Origin of the sequence: Bacteroides xylanisolvens XB1A (assembly GCF_000210075.1) — a bacterium.
In the GTDB taxonomy this organism is placed as follows: domain Bacteria; phylum Bacteroidota; class Bacteroidia; order Bacteroidales; family Bacteroidaceae; genus Bacteroides; species Bacteroides xylanisolvens.
Map to the genome: position 1 here is coordinate 1,793,779 of NC_021017.1, position 19,235 is coordinate 1,813,013.

The window sequence follows — 19,235 nt, forward strand, 5'->3', positions numbered from 1 at the left end:
ATTTGTTTAGTTGTTGAAATGGGAACTAAAAAAAATGTTCCAAAAGTCGGAAATGTGGATTTTTTCTACACCATACAGTGAATTTCCACACTTTCTGCAAAACGAAGAAATATCTAATGCTTTGATTTTAAGCAAATAATGCAGGTAACGCATTTTTGGTATATGAGTTGTAAATAAGGATATAGAACAAACATAAGTTAAATTAAATAATAAGATTCGATATGAGATTATTCTTTTCGAAACATGAGTTGAAACTGAGGAGAAAGAGAACCATTGCTGCTATTATGTGTATGGTAGTTGTGTTGGGCGTGTATTGGATACTGACCCGACCTCAGAAGGCTGCGCCGGAAATGCCGACAGTCATTGTTGAACCGGTAGTGAAAGACGACGTAGAGATATACGGGGAATATGTGGGGCGTATTCGTGCCCAACAGTTCGTCGAAGTACGTGCCCGTGTGGAAGGTTATCTGGAAAATATGCTTTTTGCCGAAGGGACATATGTCAATAAGAATCAGGTTTTGTTTGTAATCAACCAGGACCAGTATCGTGCCAAAGCAGATAAAGCCAGAGCGCAATTGAAAAAAGACGAAGCGCAGGCTTTGAAAGCGGAACGTGATTTAAAACGTATCCGTCCGTTGTTTGAACAGAACGCTGCGAGCCAGTTGGACTTGGATAATGCGGAAGCCGCTTATGAAAGTGCCGAGGCAACGGTAGCCATGAGCGAGGCGGATTTGGCACAGGCTGAACTGGAATTGGGTTATACCATTGTTCGTTCGCCTTTATCGGGACACATTAGTGAAAGAAATGTGGACTTGGGTACATTAGTCGGTCCCGGAGGAAAATCATTGCTTGCTACCATTGTGAAGAGTGATACAGTGTTGGTGGATTTCAGTATGACAGCACTCGATTATTTGAAGAGTAAAGAAAGAAACATTAATTTGGGACAGCAGGATTCCACCCGTTCCTGGCAGCCGAATATTACCATTACATTGGCGGATAATACCGTCTATCCATTTAAAGGATATGTGGATTTTGCCGAACCGCAAGTCGATCCTCAAACCGGAACTTTCTCTGTACGTGCAGAAATGCCGAATCCGAAACAAGTATTGTTGCCGGGACAATTTACAAAGGTAAAGTTGTTGCTGGATGTTCGTGAAGGTGCACTTGTTGTTCCGATGAAAGCCGTTACCATCGAAAAGGGTGGAGCATATATTTATACCATGCGCAAAGATAATGCGGTAGAGAAACGTTTTATCGAATTAGGACCGGAAGTCGGGAATAATGTGGTGGTAGAAAGAGGACTGGCAGAAGGAGAAATGGTGGTTGTAGAAGGGTTCCATAAGTTGACTCCGGGCATGAAAGTACGGGTCAGTGATCCGGAAGCCGAAGCTGGGGACAGTATAACTACGACAAAAAATGAAGTGACCGGAGTAAAAGAAAACACTACCGGAACGAAGGATAACGCGAAAGGAGAATAAACGATGAAAGTTACTTTTTTTATAGATAGGCCGGTCTTCTCGGCCGTAATCTCCATCGTGATTGTGATTGTCGGCATTATTGGTCTGACGATGCTTCCGGTGGATCAATATCCGCAGATTACCCCTCCGGTGGTGAAGATCAGCGCATCCTATCCGGGTGCCAGCGCACTTACCGTGTCGCAGGCAGTAGCCACTCCGATTGAGCAGGAAATCAATGGTACGCCGGGTATGCTTTATATGGAATCAAACAGTTCTAACTCCGGAGGTTTTTCGGCAACGGTCACTTTTGATGTATCTGCTGATCCGGATTTGGCAGCCGTTGAGATTCAAAACCGTGTGAAATTAGCGGAATCCCGTTTGCCGGCGGAAGTCATTCAGAATGGTATTTCAGTAGAAAAACAGGCTCCCAGTCAGTTGATGACGCTTTGTTTGACTTCTACTGATCCGAAGTTCGACGAAATTTATTTGAGTAACTTTGCTACTATCAACGTGCTCGATGTAATTCGCCGTATTCCTGGGGTTGGACGTGTATCTAATATAGGTAGCCGCTATTATGCGATGCAGATATGGGCGCAACCCGATAAGTTGGCAAACTTTGGGCTGACCGTACAGGATTTACAGAATGCATTGAAGGATCAGAACCGTGAATCAGCGGCCGGTGTATTGGGACAACAACCGGTGCAGGGACTGGATATTACCATTCCTATTACGACTCAAGGACGTTTGTCTACCGTAGGGCAGTTTGAAGATATTGTAGTGCGTGCCAATGCCAACGGATCTATTATCAGGTTGAAAGACGTGGCGCGTGTATCGTTGGAGGCTTCTTCTTATAACACGGAAAGTGGTATCAACGGCGAGAATGCTGCTGTGCTTGGTATTTATATGTTGCCGGGAGCAAATGCGATGGAAGTAGCCGAGAGGGTAAAAGAGGCTATGGATGAGATTAGCAAGAATTTTCCGGAAGGATTGAGCTATGAGATTCCGTTCGATATGACGACTTATATTTCCGAATCTATTCATGAAGTATATAAGACGTTGTTTGAAGCGTTGGTATTAGTTGTATTGGTGGTTTATCTATCCTTGCAGAGCTGGCGTGCAACGTTGATTCCGGTAGTAGCGGTGCCTATTTCATTGATCGGTACTTTCGGATTCATGTTGATTTTCGGTTTCTCGCTGAATATACTGACATTACTCGGATTGATTCTTGCCATCGGTATTGTGGTGGATGATGCGATTGTGGTGGTGGAAGGCGTAGAACATATCATGGAAACGGAACATCTAAGCCCATACGAAGCAACGAAGAAAGCGATGAACGGACTTGCTAGTGCTTTGATTGCCACATCACTGGTATTGGCGGCAGTGTTCGTTCCGGTTAGTTTTTTAAGTGGGATTACAGGGCAGTTGTATCGCCAGTTTACGGTGACGATTGTGGTGTCCGTACTTATTTCTACGGTAGTGGCTCTGACATTGAGCCCGGTGATGTGTTCATTGATTCTGAAGCCGGATAACGGAAAGAAAAAGAATATCGTTTTCCGGAAGATTAATGAATGGCTGGGTATCGGTAGCAATAAATATGTGGCTGCTGTGACTCGTACGATCAAGCATCCTCGCCGGGTTTTAAGTGCTTTTGGTATGGTATTGATTGCTATCATGCTGATTCACCGTATTATTCCGACCAGTTTCTTGCCTGTGGAAGACCAGGGATATTTCAAGATTGAATTGGAACTGCCGGAGGGAGCTACTTTGGAACGTACCCGTATCGTAACAGAACGTGCCATTGCTTATTTGGAAAAGAATCCATATATTGAATATATACAGAACGTAACGGGAAGTAGTCCGCGTGTTGGAAGTAACCAGGGACGTGCTGAACTGACGGTGATCCTGAAACCTTGGGAAGAGCGGAAGAACACCACTATTGAGAAGATTATGGATACGGTGGAAAAACATTTGAGGGAATATCCCGAATGTAAAGTTTATCTGTCCACTCCTCCGGTTATTCCGGGACTGGGTAGCTCGGGAGGTTTTGAAATGCAATTGGAAGCCCGTGGAGAAGCCACTTTCGATAATTTGGTAGACGCGGCAGATACATTAATGTACTACGCATCCAAACGCAAAGAGCTGGCTGGTCTGTCATCTTCTTTGCAGTCGGAAATACCACAACTCTATTTCGATGTAGACCGTGACAAAGTGAAGATGCTGGGTGTGCCACTGGCTGATGTGTTCTCTACCATGAAGGCTTATACCGGTTCGGTGTATGTGAACGACTTTAATATGTTCAACCGTATATATAAGGTTTACATTCAGGCGGAAGCTCCTTACCGGGAACACAAAGACAATATCAATCTGTTCTTCGTGAAGGCCTCCAATGGAGCGATGGTACCGTTGACTTCTTTAGGAAATGCCTCCTATACCACAGGACCGGGAAGTATTAAACGTTTCAATATGTTTACTACGGCCGTTATTCGTGGAGCAGCTGCACAGGGATATAGTTCCGGACAGGCGATGGAGATCATGGAACAGATAGCCCGTGACCATCTTCCCGATAATATCGGTCTTGAATGGAGTGGCCTTTCTTATCAGGAGAAGCAGGCGGGAGGTCAGACTGGTATGGTGATGGCATTGGTATTCCTGTTCGTATTCCTCTTCCTTGCTGCACAATACGAAAGTTGGACGGTGCCTATTGCCGTGTTGCTCTCTTTACCTGTTGCCGCTTTGGGAGCCTATTTAGGAGTCTGGGTTTGCGGATTGGAGAACGATGTCTATTTCCAGATTGGTCTGGTAATGTTGGTGGGACTTGCCGCTAAGAACGCGATTTTGATTGTAGAGTTTGCAAAAGTACAGGTAGATAAAGGTGAAGACCTGGTGCAGTCGGCTATCTACGCAGCCAAATTGCGTTTCCGTCCGATTCTGATGACTTCTCTCGCATTCGTACTCGGTATGCTTCCGATGGTATTGGCAAGCGGTCCGGGGTCGGCAAGCCGGCAGGCAATCGGTACAGGTGTATTTTTCGGAATGATATTTGCCATTGTATTCGGTATCATTCTTGTGCCGTTCTTCTTTGTGATGGTGTATAAAACAAAGTCGAAAATTTTAAAACATAAGAAATAATGAAACGAAAGAAACTATATATTGCTATCCTGTTACTTGCCGGAGTCTTGACTTCCTGCAAGGTAGGGAAAAGCTATGTCCGTCCTGATCTTCATTTGCCCGACAGCTTGGAAAGAGCGCAAGACTCGATCAGTTTCGGCGATCAGGACTGGAGGGATATTTATACGGATGCTACTTTGAGAAGTCTGATAGAACGTGCACTGGATCATAACAAGGATATGTTGATTGCCGCTGCCCGTGTGAAAGAAATGGCAGCACAGAAACGTATTTCCACCGCTGCGTTACTTCCGGATATCAAAGGAAAAGTAACGGCAGAACGTGAACTCGAAAATCATGGAGGAGACGCTTTCAAGAGATCAGATACTTTTGAAGCACAATTCCTCGTTTCATGGGAACTCGATCTTTGGGGAAATCTGCGCTGGGCACGTTCGGCCAGTATTGCCGAATATCTGCAATCTATCGAGGCGCAACGCGCATTGCGGATGACGATTGTTGCTGAAGTGGCACAGGCTTACTATGAATTGGTTGCTTTAGATACAGAACTGGACATCGTAAAGCAAACATTAAAAGCCCGTGAAGAAGGAGTACGTCTGGCACGTATCCGGTTTGCCGGTGGGTTGACTTCCGAGACTTCCTATCGACAGGCACAGGTGGAATTGGCGCGTACGGCAACTTTGGTTCCTGACCTCGAACGTAAAATCTCCCTGAAAGAAAATGATATTGCCTATCTTGCGGGTGAATATCCTAATAAGATAGCCCGTTCCCGTTTGCTTCAGGAATTCAATTCTCCGGAAACACTTCCTGTTGGGTTGCCGTCTACATTATTGGAACGTCGTCCCGACATTCGTCAGGCAGAGCAGAAATTGATTGCTGCCAATGCGAAAGTGGGAGTGGCTTATACAAATATGTTCCCGCGTCTTGCCCTGACAGGTGGTTTCGGTAGTGAAAGTACTTCTTTGTCGGAACTTCTGAAATCTCCATACGCAGTGATGGAAGGAGCTTTGCTGACTCCGATTTTTGGCTGGGGAAAGAACCGTGCGGCATTGAAAGCAAAAAAGGCAGCTTATGAGGCTGAAGTACATAGTTATGAAAAAGCCGTACTGGAAGCTTTCAAGGAAACACGTAATGCAATTGTCAATTTCAACAAGATCAAAGAAGTGTATGAACTTCGTGCCAATTTGGAACGTTCGGCCAAGAGCTACATGGACCTGGCACAACTGCAATACATCAATGGAGTTATTAATTATCTGGACGTATTGGATGCCCAACGTGGATATTTTGATGCACAGATTGGGTTGAGTAATGCTATCCGTGACGAGTTGATTGCGGTAGTTCAACTCTATAAGGCTCTTGGTGGAGGCTGGGAACAAAATCCCTAGAATTATCATATCGATTCACTCATTGAAGAAAACGTAAAGGCTATCTCCCACACCGGGAGGTAGCCTTAATTTTTCTTTCTTCTTCTTTTTGTCTTAAAAACAACAACAGAAGAATTTTCATAATTCGGAAAAAAGTGCGAAATTTGCAACGCTTTTCAAGTTTGACAAGAAACTTACTAACACCTTTAAATAAAAAATTAAAGAAAATGACTAAAAGTGCATTGCAAATCGCAAGGGCTGCTTATCAGCCCAAACTTCCGAAAGCATTGGCATCAGGAGCTGTTAAGGCCGTAGCAGGTGCTGCTACTCAATCTGTAGCCGATCAGGAAGCTATCAAAGCATTATTCCCGAACACGTATGGAATGCCGTTGATTACATTCGAAGCTGGTGAAGCTGTTGCTCTTCCCGCTATGAACGTAGGTGTAATTCTTTCCGGTGGTCAGGCTCCGGGCGGACACAATGTAATCTCCGGTTTGTTCGACGGTATCAAGAAATTGAACCCGGAAAACAAATTATATGGTTTTATCCTGGGTCCTGGTGGTCTGGTAGATCACAACTATATGGAACTGACTGCTGATATTATCGACGAATACCGTAACACAGGTGGTTTTGATATCATCGGTTCCGGACGTACGAAGCTGGAAGCAGAAAGCCAATTCGAAAAGGGATATGAAATCATCAAAGAACTTGGCATCAAAGCATTGGTTATCATCGGTGGTGACGACTCTAACACAAACGCTTGTGTATTGGCTGAATACTATGCAGCTAAGAACTACGGTGTACAGGTGATCGGTTGCCCGAAAACAATCGACGGTGACTTGAAGAACGATATGATTGAAACTTCTTTCGGTTTCGATACAGCATGTAAGACTTATGCAGAAGTAATCGGTAACATCCAACGTGACTGTAACTCTGCACGTAAATACTGGCACTTCATCAAGTTGATGGGTCGTTCGGCTTCTCACATCGCACTGGAATGTGCTTTACAGGTACAGCCTAACGTGTGTATCGTGTCTGAAGAAGTAGAAGCTAAAGATATGTCTTTGGACGATGTAGTGACTTACATCGCTAAAGTGGTAGCTGACCGTGCCGCACAGGGAAACAACTTCGGTACTGTATTGATTCCGGAAGGATTGGTAGAATTCATTCCTGCCATGAAACGCCTGATTGCTGAATTGAACGACTTCCTGGCTGCTAATGCTGAAGAATTCGGTCAGATTAAGAAATCTCACCAACGTGATTATATCATCCGCAAACTTTCTCCGGAAAACTCTGCTATCTATGCAAGTCTGCCGGAAGGTGTTGCCCGTCAGTTGACTTTGGATCGTGACCCGCACGGAAACGTTCAGGTATCATTGATCGAGACAGAAAAACTGTTGTCTGAAATGGTAGCTACTAAGTTGGCTGCATGGAAAGAAGAAGGCAAGTATGTTGGTAAATTTGCTGCTCAACACCACTTCTTCGGTTATGAAGGACGTTGTGCTGCTCCATCAAACTTTGACGCTGACTATTGCTACTCTTTGGGTTACACAGCTTCTATGTTGATTGCTAACGGTAAGACTGGTTATATGTCTTCTGTACGCAACACAACTGCTCCTGCTGCTGAATGGATTGCTGGTGGTGTGCCTATCACTATGATGATGAACATGGAACGTCGCCACGGTGAAATGAAACCGGTTATCCAGAAAGCATTGGTGAAACTGGATGGTGCTCCTTTCAAGGCATTTGCTGCGCAACGTGATCGTTGGGCTATCGAAACGGATTATGTATATCCGGGTCCGATCCAGTACTTCGGTCCTACAGAAGTTTGCGACCAGGCAACTAAGACTTTGCAGCTGGAACAAGCTAAATAAATACACTTCAGAGCAGTTGTTGATGTAACAGTTGCAATAACAGCTGCAATGAAAGATTCTTTCAGGCACGGATTACACGGACTACACGGTTTATAAGAAATAACTAAAAAACCGTGTTAATTCGCGTAATCCGTGCCTATCTCTAAAAACATTGATCGTTTAAAGTAAATGCCGCAACGCAACAATCCGATGTCTGCCGTACAGAAGAAAAGAACTGTTTCCACTACCAAGAAAAAGGGAACGACCTCTTCTTCCAAAACTTCCCGTACCTCAAAAAAGGAACAGATGAAGCATCGAACTGTGATGCCTGTCTGGATTCGTAACATTTTGGCAGTGGTGATTATCGGTTGTTTTTCCGTTGTATTCTACTATTTTTTTATCCGTCCTTATGCTTATCGATGGAAACCTTGTCATGGTTTAAAGGAATACGGAGTTTGTATCCCTGACGGATATGATATTCATGGTATTGACATTTCTCATTATCAGGGAAAGATTGATTGGAAAAGACTGTTGCAGAATAAAGAGACGGCTACTCCTTTGCATTTCGTTTTTATGAAAGCTACAGAAGGAGGAGATCATAACGACACAACCTTTGAGGCGAACTTCGCCAATGCCCGTAATCATGGATTTATCCGTGGTGCTTATCATTTTTATATTCCTGGTACGGATGCTTTGAAACAGGCGGACTTCTTTATTCGTACGGTGAAACTGGACACGGGTGATTTACCTCCCGTACTTGATGTGGAAGTGACCGGGCGGAAGGAAAAAAAGGAATTGCAGCAAGGCATTAAGCGCTGGCTGGACCGGGTGGAATCTCATTATGGAGTGAAACCTATTCTTTATACTTCTTATAAATTTAAAACCCGTTATCTGGATGACTCCATCTTCAATACATACCCTTACTGGATCGCCCATTATTATGTTGACTCTGTAAAGTATCAGGGGAAATGGGACTTTTGGCAACATACTGATGTAGGAAGTGTTCCCGGCATCAAAGAAGACGTAGACCTGAACGTGTTCAATGGCTCGTTAGAGGAACTTAAAAAGCTGACAATTAAGTAACAGGTATTTCTTTTCCCAACAACTTATCTCTTCTCTCATTTGTTATAATCGTATTATTACTAAAAAAGATACGATTATGAACTTTGATATAGCTATTATTGGTGGTGGTCCTGCCGGGTACACAGCTGCCGAACGTGCAGGGGCCAACGGATTAAAAGCCGTTCTTTTTGAGAAAAAGGCAATGGGGGGAGTATGTCTCAATGAGGGGTGTATTCCTACTAAAACTTTGTTATATTCTGCTAAAATACTGGATAGCATCAAAAGTGCTTCCAAATATGGCGTTTCTGCCGAATCTCCTTCGTTCGATTTATCCAAGATTATGAGCCGCAAAGACAAAACAGTGAAAATGTTGACGGGTGGCGTGAAGATGACTGTGAATTCTTACGGAGTGACGATCGTGGAGAAAGAAGCTTTTATAGAAGGAGAGAAAGAGGGGATGATTCGCATCACTTGTGATGGAGAAACCTATTCTGTGAAATACTTGCTGGTATGTACCGGCTCCGATACAGTGATTCCTCCCATACCGGGATTGTCGGGAGTCAGTTATTGGACTTCCAAGGAGGCGTTGGAGATAAAAGAACTTCCCAAGACGCTGGTTATTATTGGCGGTGGAGTGATCGGGATGGAATTTGCTTCTTTCTTTAACAGCATGGGAGTAAAGGTGCATGTGGTAGAAATGATGCCGGAGATTTTGGGAGCGATGGATAAGGAAACGAGCGGTATGCTTCGCGCTGAATATGCCAAACGGGGAGTCACTTTCTATTTGAATACGAAAGTAGTGGAAGTGAACGCTCATGGAGTCGTGATAGAAAAAGAAGGCAAAGTTTCCACTATTGAAGCGGAGAAAATCTTGCTTAGTGTAGGCCGTAAGGCAAATTTATCCAGAGTGGGGCTGGACAAGCTGAATATAGAATTGCATCGGAATGGGGTCAAAGTAGATGAACATCTGTTGACTTCGCATCCCTGCGTATATGCTTGTGGGGATATTACAGGTTATTCTTTATTGGCACATACCGCTATTCGTGAAGCGGAAGTCGCTATCAATCATATCTTGGGAGTGGAAGACCGGATGAATTACGATTGTGTTCCGGGAGTTGTTTATACCAATCCCGAAGTGGCAGGAGTGGGAAAGACAGAAGAAGAATTGATAAAATCAGGACTTTCTTATCGTATATCCAAATTACCGATGGCTTATTCCGGTCGGTTCGTAGCCGAGAATGAACAGGGAAACGGCCTTTGTAAACTGATTCAGGATGAAGAAGGGAAGATCATCGGTTGCCACATGTTGGGAAATCCGGCGTCGGAACTCATTGTGATCGCAGGTATTGCTATTCAGAGAGGCTATACGGTGGAAGAATTTCAGAAGACTGTATTTCCGCATCCTACGGTCGGAGAGATTTATCACGAGATTATGTTTTAACTCTTATTCTGTCTGACCTATGATTCGATGTATCTATAGTCCGTTTACTGATATTTACTTTCACTTGGCTGCAGAAGAATATCTGTTGAAGCAGGGAAATGAAGACATTTTCATGCTTTGGCAGGACACTCCTTCTGTGGTAATAGGAAAGCATCAGCGGTTACGGTCGGAAGTCGATCAGGAATGGGCGGAACGGGAGCAGGTACATATTGCCCGTCGTTTTTCCGGTGGGGGAGCAGTGTACCATGATTTGGGCAATGTCAATCTGACTTTTATAGAAACGACTCCCCGCTTGCCGGAGTTTGTCACGTATTTGCAGCGGACGTTGGATTTCCTGAACTCTATGGGACTGATGGCAACAGGAGGCGAACGATTGGGGATTTATCTGAATGGATTGAAAATATCAGGAAGTGCGCAATGCCTGTACAAGGATCGGGTATTGTATCATTGCACGCTATTGTATGATACGGACCTTACAGCGTTGCATCAAGCATTGAATCCGGCACCGATGGTCGATGATGAAACGTTATCGTCTGTATACGCTGTTCCTTCCGTTCGGAGTGAGGTAACCAATATCCGCAGGCATTTGTCGGCGGGGACTGTCACTGATTTCAAAGAAAAGGCTTTTCAGTATTTCAGTAAGTCGCAATCTGTCAGTGCTTTCACTAAGGAGGAGATAGAAGCTGTCAATCAGCTCCGGGAAGAAAAATATATTCAGAAAGAGTGGATATATAGCCGTTGATGCTTGGTTGTACCGATTGGCCTCCGGTTAAAATTTACTTAACTTAAAACTTTCTATTTCAGCCCATTGTTGTAATATATCTAAGGTTGAATAATAAATTTACTGTCTATGTCAAAATTCGAAATAAAAATGCCTAAGTTGGGCGAGAGTATAACCGAAGGGACCATTGTCTCTTGGTCTGTAAAGGTGGGTGACATGATTCAGGAAGACGATGTGCTTTTTGAAGTGAATACTGCTAAAGTAAGTGCGGAAATCCCTTCTCCCGTAGCGGGAAAAGTGGTGGAGATTTTATATAAGGAAGGTGACACGGTAGCTGTAGGAACAGTCGTCGCTATTATTGATTTGGATGGCGAAGAATCATCCGGTACGGAGTCGGCAAGCGAAGGTGCTACAAACCAAGGAGCTGATGCCAGTCAGGTTGCTGCTGATGTTTCCGGAACACCACAATCAGCAGCAGACATTGCTAAGAATCAATCAGTGAATACTGCATCAACCCCCGTTGATACATCCAAACCCGTTGCTGTTGAGGAAGAACGTTGGTATTCTCCTGTTGTGATTCAGTTGGCGCGGGAGGCTAAGATTCCGAAAGAAGAGTTGGATGCTATACAAGGTACGGGTTATGAAGGGCGATTGAGTAAGAAAGATATAAAAGACTATATTGAAAAGAAGAAAAGAGGAGATATGGCTGAACAGAAGCCAGCCTCTGCCGTTGCTGCTCCGGCTACAAGCAAACCATCGGTGGCTGTTGCTCCCGAACAGATAACTCCGAAAACGTCTCCGGTTGCATCTGCCCCTGCTACACAGTCGTCTGCTACTTCATCCAAATCGTCTGCTCCTGTTGCCATGCCTGGAGTTGAAGTGAAAGAGATGGATCGTGTTCGCCGGATTATTGCCGACCACATGGTTATGTCTAAGAAAGTATCTCCTCATGTAACCAATGTGGTAGAAGTAGACGTCACCAAACTGGTGCGTTGGCGCGAAAAGAATAAAGATGCTTTCTTCCGTCGCGAAGGAGTGAAGTTGACTTATATGCCTGTGATAACCGAGGCCGTAGCGAAAGCATTGGCAGCCTATCCTCAAGTGAATGTGTCAGTAGACGGATATAATATCCTCTTTAAGAAACATATCAATGTAGGTATTGCTGTCTCTCTGAATGATGGAAATCTGATTGTGCCTGTGGTGCATGACGCCGATCGTTTGAATCTGAATGGCCTGGCAGTTGCCATTGACTCTTTAGCCCTGAAAGCAAGGGATAATAAATTAATGCCGGAAGATATTGATGGCGGTACATTTACCATTACCAATTTCGGAACGTTCAAGAGCCTGTTCGGTACACCGATAATTAATCAGCCGCAGGTTGCTATTTTGGGAGTAGGATATATTGAAAAGAAACCTGCTGTGATAGAAACACCGGAAGGCGATACGATTGCCATCCGCCATAAAATGTATCTGTCTTTGTCTTATGACCATCGGGTAGTAGACGGAATGTTGGGAGGTAACTTCCTCCACTTTATAGCCGACTACCTCGAAAACTGGCAAGGCTGATAACTGATTGTTTCACTCATTAAGAACTTCATTCACTATGAAAAAGAAATATGATATAAAAACGACAGATGTAGAAACCCTGAAAAAGTGGTATCATCTGATGACATTGGGGCGTGCTTTGGATGAAAAAGCACCGTCATACCTGCTGCAATCTTTGGGTTGGTCTTATCATGCTCCTTACGCGGGGCATGATGGTATTCAGCTTGCCATCGGTCAGGTATTCACTTTGGGCGAAGACTTCCTGTTTCCTTACTACCGCGATATGCTGACTGTACTTTCTGCCGGAATGACTCCGGAAGAAATCATCCTGAATGGTATCTCGAAAGCGACAGACCCGGGCAGCGGCGGACGTCACATGTCGAACCATTTCGCCAAACCGGAATGGCACATCGAAAATATCTCTTCCGCTACGGGAACGCATGACCTTCATGCTGTAGGTGTAGCCAGAGCGATGGTATATTATGGACACAAAGGAGTCGTCATCACTTCTCACGGAGAATCTGCTACTTCCGAAGGATTTGTATATGAGGCTATCAATGGCGCCAGCCTTGAACGTCTTCCTGTCATTTTTGTGATACAGGACAACGGATATGGTATCTCTGTCCCTAAATCGGAACAGACGGCCAACCGCAAAGTTGCCGAGAACTTCTCCGGTTTCAAGAATCTGAAAATCATCTATTGCAATGGAAAAGATGTGTTCGACTCGATGAATGCCATGACCGAAGCCCACGAATATGCAAGGGAAACCCGTAATCCGGTGATTGTGCAGGCCAACTGTGTTCGTATCGGTTCCCATTCCAACTCGGATAAACATACCCTGTACCGGGATGAGAACGAACTGGAATACGTAAAAGATGCCGATCCGCTGATGAAATTCCGCCGGATGTTGTTGCGTTACAAACGCCTGACAGAAGAAGAGTTGCAACAGATCGAAGCTGACGCAAAGAAAGAACTGTCGGCTGCCAACCGAAAAGCGTTGGCTGCTCCCGATCCTGATCCTAAGAGCATCTACGATTTTGTGATGCCCGAACCTTATCAACCGCAGAAGTACAAAGAAGGTACTCATGTAGCAGAGGGCGAAAAGACCTTCCTGGTAAATGCCATTAACGAAACATTGAAAGCCGAATTCCGCTACAATCCCGATACGTTTATCTGGGGACAGGACGTAGCAAACAGAGAGAAAGGCGGCGTGTTTAATGTCACCAAAGGGATGCAGCAGGAATTCGGCGAAGCCCGTGTGTTCAGTGCGCCAATTGCCGAAGATTATATTGTAGGCACTGCCAATGGAATGAGCCGCTTTGATCCTAAAATCCATGTCGTGATAGAGGGAGCGGAGTTTGCTGATTACTTCTGGCCTGCCGTAGAACAATATGTAGAATGTACGCATGAGTATTGGCGCAGCAATGGTAAGTTTGCCCCGAATATAACGCTGCGGTTGGCTTCCGGAGGTTATATCGGTGGAGGGCTGTATCACTCTCAAAATATAGAAGGAGCTTTGACTACATTGCCGGGAGCACGAATTGTCTGCCCTTCTTTTGCAGATGATGCAGCCGGATTGTTACGTACTAGTATGCGCTCTAAGGGATTTACTTTGTTTCTCGAACCGAAAGCATTGTATAATTCGGTAGAAGCCGCCACTGTGGTGCCGGAAGACTTTGAAGTACCTTTCGGAAAAGCACGTATCCGCCGTGAGGGTACGGATTTGAGTATTATCACATACGGAAATACGACCCATTTCTGTCTGCATGTCGCCGAACGATTGGAGAAAGAGGGTGGTTGGAAAGTAGAAGTGATCGATATTCGTTCTCTGATTCCGCTGGATAAAGAGGCAATATTTGAATCGGTCAAGAAGACCAGCAAAGCATTGGTTGTACATGAAGATAAAGTATTCTCCGGTTTTGGTGCGGAGCTTGCAGCAATGATTGGTGAGGAAATGTTCCGTTATCTCGACGGACCGGTGCAGCGTGTCGGTTCTACGTTTACTCCCGTCGGTTTCAATCCGATACTGGAAAAAGAAATTTTGCCGGACGAAGCTAAGATATACGAAGCTGCACGGAAATTATTGGAATATTAAAAGAGAAGAATTATGAAAAAGATAGGTTTGTTTTATGCTACCAAAGCCGAAAGAACGAGTTGGGTGGCAGAGAAAATACAGAAAGAGTTTGGTGAAGACAAGATAGAAGTAGTGCCTATCGAGCAGGCCTGGCAGAATGATTTTGCAGCTTATGACTGCTTCATTGTGGGTGCTTCCACCTGGTTTGACGGAGAACTTCCTACTTATTGGGACGAACTGTTGCCGGAACTCCGGACAATGAAATTGAAAGGTAAGAAGGTTGCTATCTTCGGTTTGGGAGATCAGATACGTTATCCGGAAAATTTTGCAGATGGAATTGGTCTGCTGGCAGAAGTCTTTGAAGGGGATGAGGCTACCTTGGTCGGTTTTACTTCTTCCGAAGGTTACACTTTCGAACGTTCCAAGGCTTTACGTGGCGAGCAGTGGTGCGGGTTGGTTGTCGATTTGGATAATCAGTCCGAACAGGCGGAAAAGAAAATCAAAGCATGGTGCCAACAGGTCAAAAAAGAGTTCGCGTAACGACTTTATTTCTCTTTATAAGATAGTGACGCTATCCGATGCAAATAGTGACGGTATATGCTATGGATAGCGTCACTATCCCACGCGTATACCGTCACTATTTTTTTTCTGCATTAATCTGGAGTCTTACGCTTGTTTATAGCGTATATCGACTGCGATTTTTGCTTGCTTTCTTATATCTTTTAATGATAAGGGAGCTTTCTCTTTTAAAGATATTTGTTGGCTCTTATCCTTTATAAATAAATTTCACTTCTGCCCAACGATTCTTCTCTTTATAATGAACGAAAGTCAGTCCGTTCTTCTCCGCTTCTTCGCGGATGGCGGCAATGTCGTCTATATAAAATCCACTCATATAGAGTTCGGAATTCGTATGCATACAGGCAACATATTGCTTCATATCATTCAGTAATATATTCCGGTTGATGTTGGCGATGATAACGTCGAAAGGTCCTTTTCCTACAAGCGACGAGGCATCTCCTTGTGATACGGCAATATCGTCTACGTGGTTCAACTCGATGTTTTCGATGGAGTTTCGTACGCACCATTCATCAATGTCGATGGCCGTACAGGGACGTGCGCCCCGCATACGTGCGAGGATGGCAAGAATCGAAGTTCCGCAGCCCATATCGAGCAGGGATTTATCTTTCAGTTCGCTGTCCAATAATTCTTCAATGATGAGGCTGGTAGTTTCGTGGTGTCCTGTTCCGAAGGCCATTTGAGGATTGATGACGATGTCATATTCCGCTTTGGGGACATCTTGGTGGAAAGTGCTGTGGATCACACATCGGTTTCCGATAATGATGGGTTGGAAGAAATTCTTTTCCCATTCCTCGTTCCAGTCCTTGTCTTCCGCTTCGGTATATGTATAAGTAATATCCGTATCGGGTAGGGGGAACTCGTTGATGGCAATCTTGATGGCGTTTTCATCACACAATGTCTGTTGGATATATGCGGTCAGTCCGCCTTCACACTCAACAAAACTTTCAAATCCGACTTCACCCAATATGGCAGCCAGTACGTCATTGACGGTTTCGGTACAAGGCTGGGTGCGGAATGTGAACTCAAAATACTTCATAGTTGTTTTTAATGCTGGTGAATAATGTGCAAAGATACAGCAATCCGGGTATAGAAAGTCAAGTTTGCCTGAACTTTATGCCGGTGAGCGTTGTATCTTCTATAAAGATAGTTAGAAATAGGGATTTCCCTATTATCCTTTGGGGAAAATCTCCCCCGGACGAAAAATCTCTTCCTTATCTTTGTAACGTGAATAAGTTTAAGTAATTACATAAACCGAGATGATATGAAAAAGATTGTTTATTTCTTGCTATTTGCCTTGTGCCTTCCGATAGGTATCTTTGCACAAAGCGTTGATGACGACCTTTACTTCGTACCTTCCAAAGACAAACAGGAGAAGAAAGAAACTCCAGTTAAGAAGGAACCGAAGAAACAGGTGACGACTAACATCTATACTTCACCGGGTACTACAGTGGTTGTTCAGGACCGTAAGGGAAGAACACGGGATGTGGATGAATATAACCGCCGTTACGATGCACGTGAAAATGAATTCGTAATGGATAATGATACCTTATATATAAAAGAAAAATCTAATCCGGATTTGGACGGAGAATGGGTGACGGGCGAATTCAATGGTACAACAGACGACTATGAATACGCTGAACGTATCATCCGTTTCCGCAATCCGCGTTTTGCTATCAGTATCAGCAGCCCGTTGTACTGGGATGTAGTTTACGGTCCGAACTCATGGGATTGGAACGTATATACCGATGGTATGTATGCTTATGCATTCCCGACGTTCAGTAACCCGCTTTGGTGGGATTGGCGTTATGGCTCTTACGGCTGGGGATGGAACTATGGCTGGGGATGGAATCGTCCTTATTACTCTTGGGGATATTACCCCGGTTATTGGGGAGGCGGCTACTGGGGTGGCTGGTATGGCGGCGGATATTGGGGACATCATCACCACTGGCACGGTGGTCCTAGCTGGGGCTGGGGCGGAGGTGGAAGACCTTATTATGCCGGACGTAGTGTGATTAATGGTAATAATCGTTCCTATTATTCTGGTTCGAGAAATTATAATTCTACTTCTTACAGAAGAGGTGTCGGTTCATCAACTACCAGACCAGCTAATTCTTCTGTTGGACAAAGTGTTCGCCGTTCAGGTAGTACAGGTACAAATAGTAGAGTTGTAGGTACTCGCGATTATACTCGTAGCGGTAGCAATAGCTCTGTTCGTTCAGGAAGTTCATACTCTCGTAGAAATACAGAAACGTATACACGTCCAAGCAGTACACGTACTTCTGGTACTAGTACACGCAATTCTGGTTCCTCTTATAATAGAAGTAATAGTTCGACACGAAGTTCCGGAACAAATAGTAGCCGTAGCAGTAGTAGCTATTCACGTGGAAGTTCCACTTCTCCATCAAGAAGTTATACGCCTGACAGATCATCATCCCGCTCTTCTAATTCAGGTAGTTATTCAAGAAGTAGTGGAAGTAGCTATTCATCAGGTAGTAGCGGTAGTTATTCTCGTAGTTCTGGCAGCAGTGGCAGTTCTTCACGTAGTAGCGGCGGTGGTGGTTCTTCACGTAGTTCTGGTGGTAGCTATAGAAGATAGTTTATAATTTCAAAAGAGATTGATTATGAAAAGTAATAGAATATTAGCGATTTGTATTCTTTTGATAAGTGTAGGATTTCTAAATGCTCAAACAACTATCTATGATGCAAATCGATGGATGGGAAGTGATTTAAATGGAACTGCCCGCTTTGTAGGTATGGGCGGTGCCATGGGAGCTTTAGGCGGAGATATAACCACTATAGGAACTAATCCTGCCGGTATCGGAATTTATCGTAGCAATGATGTTATGGTTTCATTTGGCTTTGATAATACAGGAGTGAAAGCGAATGGGGCAAGTCTTGATAAGTTTCATGGCTCATTTGATAATGCCGGATTTGTATTCTCTACAAAAATAGGAAATACAACTGCTTTGAGATTTGCCAACTTTGGTTTCAATTATCGCAAAATGAAGTCCTTCAATAGAAGTATGCTGGTGAGTGGAGTATTCAATACTTCTCAAACAGTTCAGATGGCTAATATGGTGAACTTTGATTCATACAGAGACTTTGATCCGTTCACAGAAGCTGCTTTGAGGAGCGATGATGCTTTTCAGAATCCTGAATTGCCTTGGTTGGGTATTATGGGATATAATGCACATTTAGTGAATCCTGTTTATGGGAAAGTAGATCCAGAGAATCCAGATGCAGTTCCTCCTTTTGAGGGATATGAACCCTATTTTCAGGCAGGAGATGCTGTGAGCCAGTCTTATCGTTCGAAAGAAAGTGGAGGTATCCATTCTTTTGATTTGAATGGTGCGCTGAATTTTTATGATCGTTTTTATGTTGGAGCAACATTAGGACTTTATAGTGTAAACTATGACAGGACTAGTGAATATAATGAAGACTTTACTGATAAGGACGGAAATGGTCATGGAGGATATACGTTGGGAAATGACTTTTGGGTAGATGGTAGTGGAGTTGATTTTAAACTAGGTTTTATTCTTCGTCCTTTTGAGTCATCCTCATTCCGTATTGGTGCTGCTGTACATACTCCGACTTTCTTTAGTTTGAAGGAACGGAATACTGCTTATATTAATTTTGATTTGAATGAGACTACACGTGGCATTACCAAACCTTATGATGCCCGTGGAAATGATACTGAAGGAGAATATGAATATAAGTTAATTACTCCGTGGAAGTTTAATGCAAGTATGGGATATACCATCGGTTCTTCTGTAGCATTGGGAGTTGAGTATGAATATTCAGACCGTACTTCAGCTAAAATGAAAGATCCGGACGGATATGAATTAGGTCAGACAGAAGACATTAAAGCAATGATGAAAGCAGTTCATACACTTCGTGTTGGAGCTGAATTTAAGTTAGCACCGGAATTTGCATTCCGTTTAGGATATAATCATATTACTGCTCCTTTGAAATCAGATGCTTTTAAGATCTTCCTGTAAATTCAATGCGTACTGATA

At 44.0% G+C, this 19,235-nt stretch carries 13 protein-coding genes; 12 read left to right on the top strand and 1 reads right to left on the bottom strand.

The window, feature by feature from the left end; translation table 11 throughout:
• The first annotated feature begins 221 nt into the window (after nt 1-221).
• From BXY_RS07320 to BXY_RS07365, 10 genes are all read left to right on the top strand, one after another.
• A complete protein-coding gene (locus BXY_RS07320; protein ID WP_004314976.1) occupies nt 222-1,478 on the top strand; it encodes an efflux RND transporter periplasmic adaptor subunit in 1,257 nt (418 codons plus the stop codon).
• Between the two features lie 3 nt (nt 1,479-1,481).
• Nucleotides 1,482-4,586: an efflux RND transporter permease subunit gene (locus BXY_RS07325; protein WP_008643983.1), complete on the top strand. Its 3,105-nt coding sequence runs from the start codon at nt 1,482-1,484 to the stop codon at nt 4,584-4,586.
• Complete coding sequence (locus BXY_RS07330; RefSeq protein ID WP_008643984.1) at nt 4,586-5,965, top strand: efflux transporter outer membrane subunit; 1,380 nt, start codon at nt 4,586-4,588, stop codon at nt 5,963-5,965. The genes BXY_RS07325 and BXY_RS07330 overlap by 1 nt, the downstream gene beginning before the upstream one ends.
• A 206-nt stretch (nt 5,966-6,171) precedes the next feature.
• Nucleotides 6,172-7,818 (top strand): diphosphate--fructose-6-phosphate 1-phosphotransferase, encoded by a 1,647-nt coding sequence (locus tag BXY_RS07335; protein ID WP_008021833.1) that lies wholly within the window; start codon nt 6,172-6,174, stop codon nt 7,816-7,818.
• A 168-nt stretch (nt 7,819-7,986) separates the two neighbouring features.
• Nucleotides 7,987-8,880 carry a glycoside hydrolase family 25 protein gene (locus BXY_RS07340; RefSeq protein WP_004325606.1) on the top strand — a complete coding sequence of 298 codons (894 nt, stop codon included), beginning with the start codon at nt 7,987-7,989 and terminating at the stop codon, nt 8,878-8,880.
• Between the two features lie 76 nt (nt 8,881-8,956).
• Nucleotides 8,957-10,300 (top strand): dihydrolipoyl dehydrogenase, encoded by a 1,344-nt coding sequence (gene lpdA / locus BXY_RS07345; RefSeq protein WP_015531582.1) that lies wholly within the window; start codon nt 8,957-8,959, stop codon nt 10,298-10,300.
• A 19-nt stretch (nt 10,301-10,319) separates the two neighbouring features.
• Nucleotides 10,320-11,042, top strand: a complete 723-nt coding sequence (locus tag BXY_RS07350) for a lipoate--protein ligase family protein (RefSeq protein WP_015531583.1) — start codon at nt 10,320-10,322, stop codon at nt 11,040-11,042.
• A gap of 108 nt (nt 11,043-11,150) precedes the next feature.
• A complete protein-coding gene (locus BXY_RS07355; protein WP_015531584.1) occupies nt 11,151-12,587 on the top strand; it encodes a dihydrolipoamide acetyltransferase family protein in 1,437 nt (478 codons plus the stop codon).
• A 37-nt stretch (nt 12,588-12,624) separates the two neighbouring features.
• Complete coding sequence (locus BXY_RS07360; RefSeq protein ID WP_015531585.1) at nt 12,625-14,661, top strand: alpha-ketoacid dehydrogenase subunit alpha/beta; 2,037 nt, start codon at nt 12,625-12,627, stop codon at nt 14,659-14,661.
• 12 nt (nt 14,662-14,673) lie between these two features.
• Nucleotides 14,674-15,180: a flavodoxin gene (locus BXY_RS07365; protein WP_004314967.1), complete on the top strand. Its 507-nt coding sequence runs from the start codon at nt 14,674-14,676 to the stop codon at nt 15,178-15,180.
• Between the two features lie 226 nt (nt 15,181-15,406).
• Here the strand turns inward: BXY_RS07365 and prmA are convergent, their stop codons facing one another.
• The gene (gene prmA / locus BXY_RS07370) at nt 15,407-16,255 is read right to left on the bottom strand and encodes a 50S ribosomal protein L11 methyltransferase (RefSeq protein ID WP_004314966.1); all 849 of its coding nucleotides are present in this window, start codon (nt 16,253-16,255) and stop codon (nt 15,407-15,409) included.
• Nucleotides 16,256-16,480: 225 nt separating this feature from the next.
• Here prmA and BXY_RS07375 point away from each other — a divergent pair, with 225 nt between their 5' ends.
• Both BXY_RS07375 and BXY_RS07380 read left to right on the top strand, forming a co-directional pair.
• Nucleotides 16,481-17,815 carry a hypothetical protein gene (locus BXY_RS07375; protein ID WP_004314964.1) on the top strand — a complete coding sequence of 445 codons (1,335 nt, stop codon included), beginning with the start codon at nt 16,481-16,483 and terminating at the stop codon, nt 17,813-17,815.
• 25 nt (nt 17,816-17,840) lie between these two features.
• Nucleotides 17,841-19,217 (top strand): hypothetical protein, encoded by a 1,377-nt coding sequence (locus tag BXY_RS07380; RefSeq protein WP_243442481.1) that lies wholly within the window; start codon nt 17,841-17,843, stop codon nt 19,215-19,217.
• The last annotated feature ends 18 nt before the right edge of the window (nt 19,218-19,235 follow it).

What these genes read in the sequence shown, in the direction of transcription:
- BXY_RS07320 (WP_004314976.1), top strand. Translation starts at nt 222, where the DNA reads ATGAGATTATTCTTTTCGAAACATGAGTTGAAACTGAGGAGAAAGAGA.
- BXY_RS07325 (WP_008643983.1), top strand. Translation starts at nt 1,482, where the DNA reads ATGAAAGTTACTTTTTTTATAGATAGGCCGGTCTTCTCGGCCGTAATC.
- BXY_RS07330 (WP_008643984.1), top strand. Translation starts at nt 4,586, where the DNA reads ATGAAACGAAAGAAACTATATATTGCTATCCTGTTACTTGCCGGAGTC.
- BXY_RS07335 (WP_008021833.1), top strand. Translation starts at nt 6,172, where the DNA reads ATGACTAAAAGTGCATTGCAAATCGCAAGGGCTGCTTATCAGCCCAAA.
- BXY_RS07340 (WP_004325606.1), top strand. Translation starts at nt 7,987, where the DNA reads ATGCCGCAACGCAACAATCCGATGTCTGCCGTACAGAAGAAAAGAACT.
- lpdA (WP_015531582.1), top strand. Translation starts at nt 8,957, where the DNA reads ATGAACTTTGATATAGCTATTATTGGTGGTGGTCCTGCCGGGTACACA.
- BXY_RS07350 (WP_015531583.1), top strand. Translation starts at nt 10,320, where the DNA reads ATGATTCGATGTATCTATAGTCCGTTTACTGATATTTACTTTCACTTG.
- BXY_RS07355 (WP_015531584.1), top strand. Translation starts at nt 11,151, where the DNA reads ATGTCAAAATTCGAAATAAAAATGCCTAAGTTGGGCGAGAGTATAACC.
- BXY_RS07360 (WP_015531585.1), top strand. Translation starts at nt 12,625, where the DNA reads ATGAAAAAGAAATATGATATAAAAACGACAGATGTAGAAACCCTGAAA.
- BXY_RS07365 (WP_004314967.1), top strand. Translation starts at nt 14,674, where the DNA reads ATGAAAAAGATAGGTTTGTTTTATGCTACCAAAGCCGAAAGAACGAGT.
- prmA (WP_004314966.1), bottom strand. Translation starts at nt 16,255, where the DNA reads ATGAAGTATTTTGAGTTCACATTCCGCACCCAGCCTTGTACCGAAACC.
- BXY_RS07375 (WP_004314964.1), top strand. Translation starts at nt 16,481, where the DNA reads ATGAAAAAGATTGTTTATTTCTTGCTATTTGCCTTGTGCCTTCCGATA.
- BXY_RS07380 (WP_243442481.1), top strand. Translation starts at nt 17,841, where the DNA reads ATGAAAAGTAATAGAATATTAGCGATTTGTATTCTTTTGATAAGTGTA.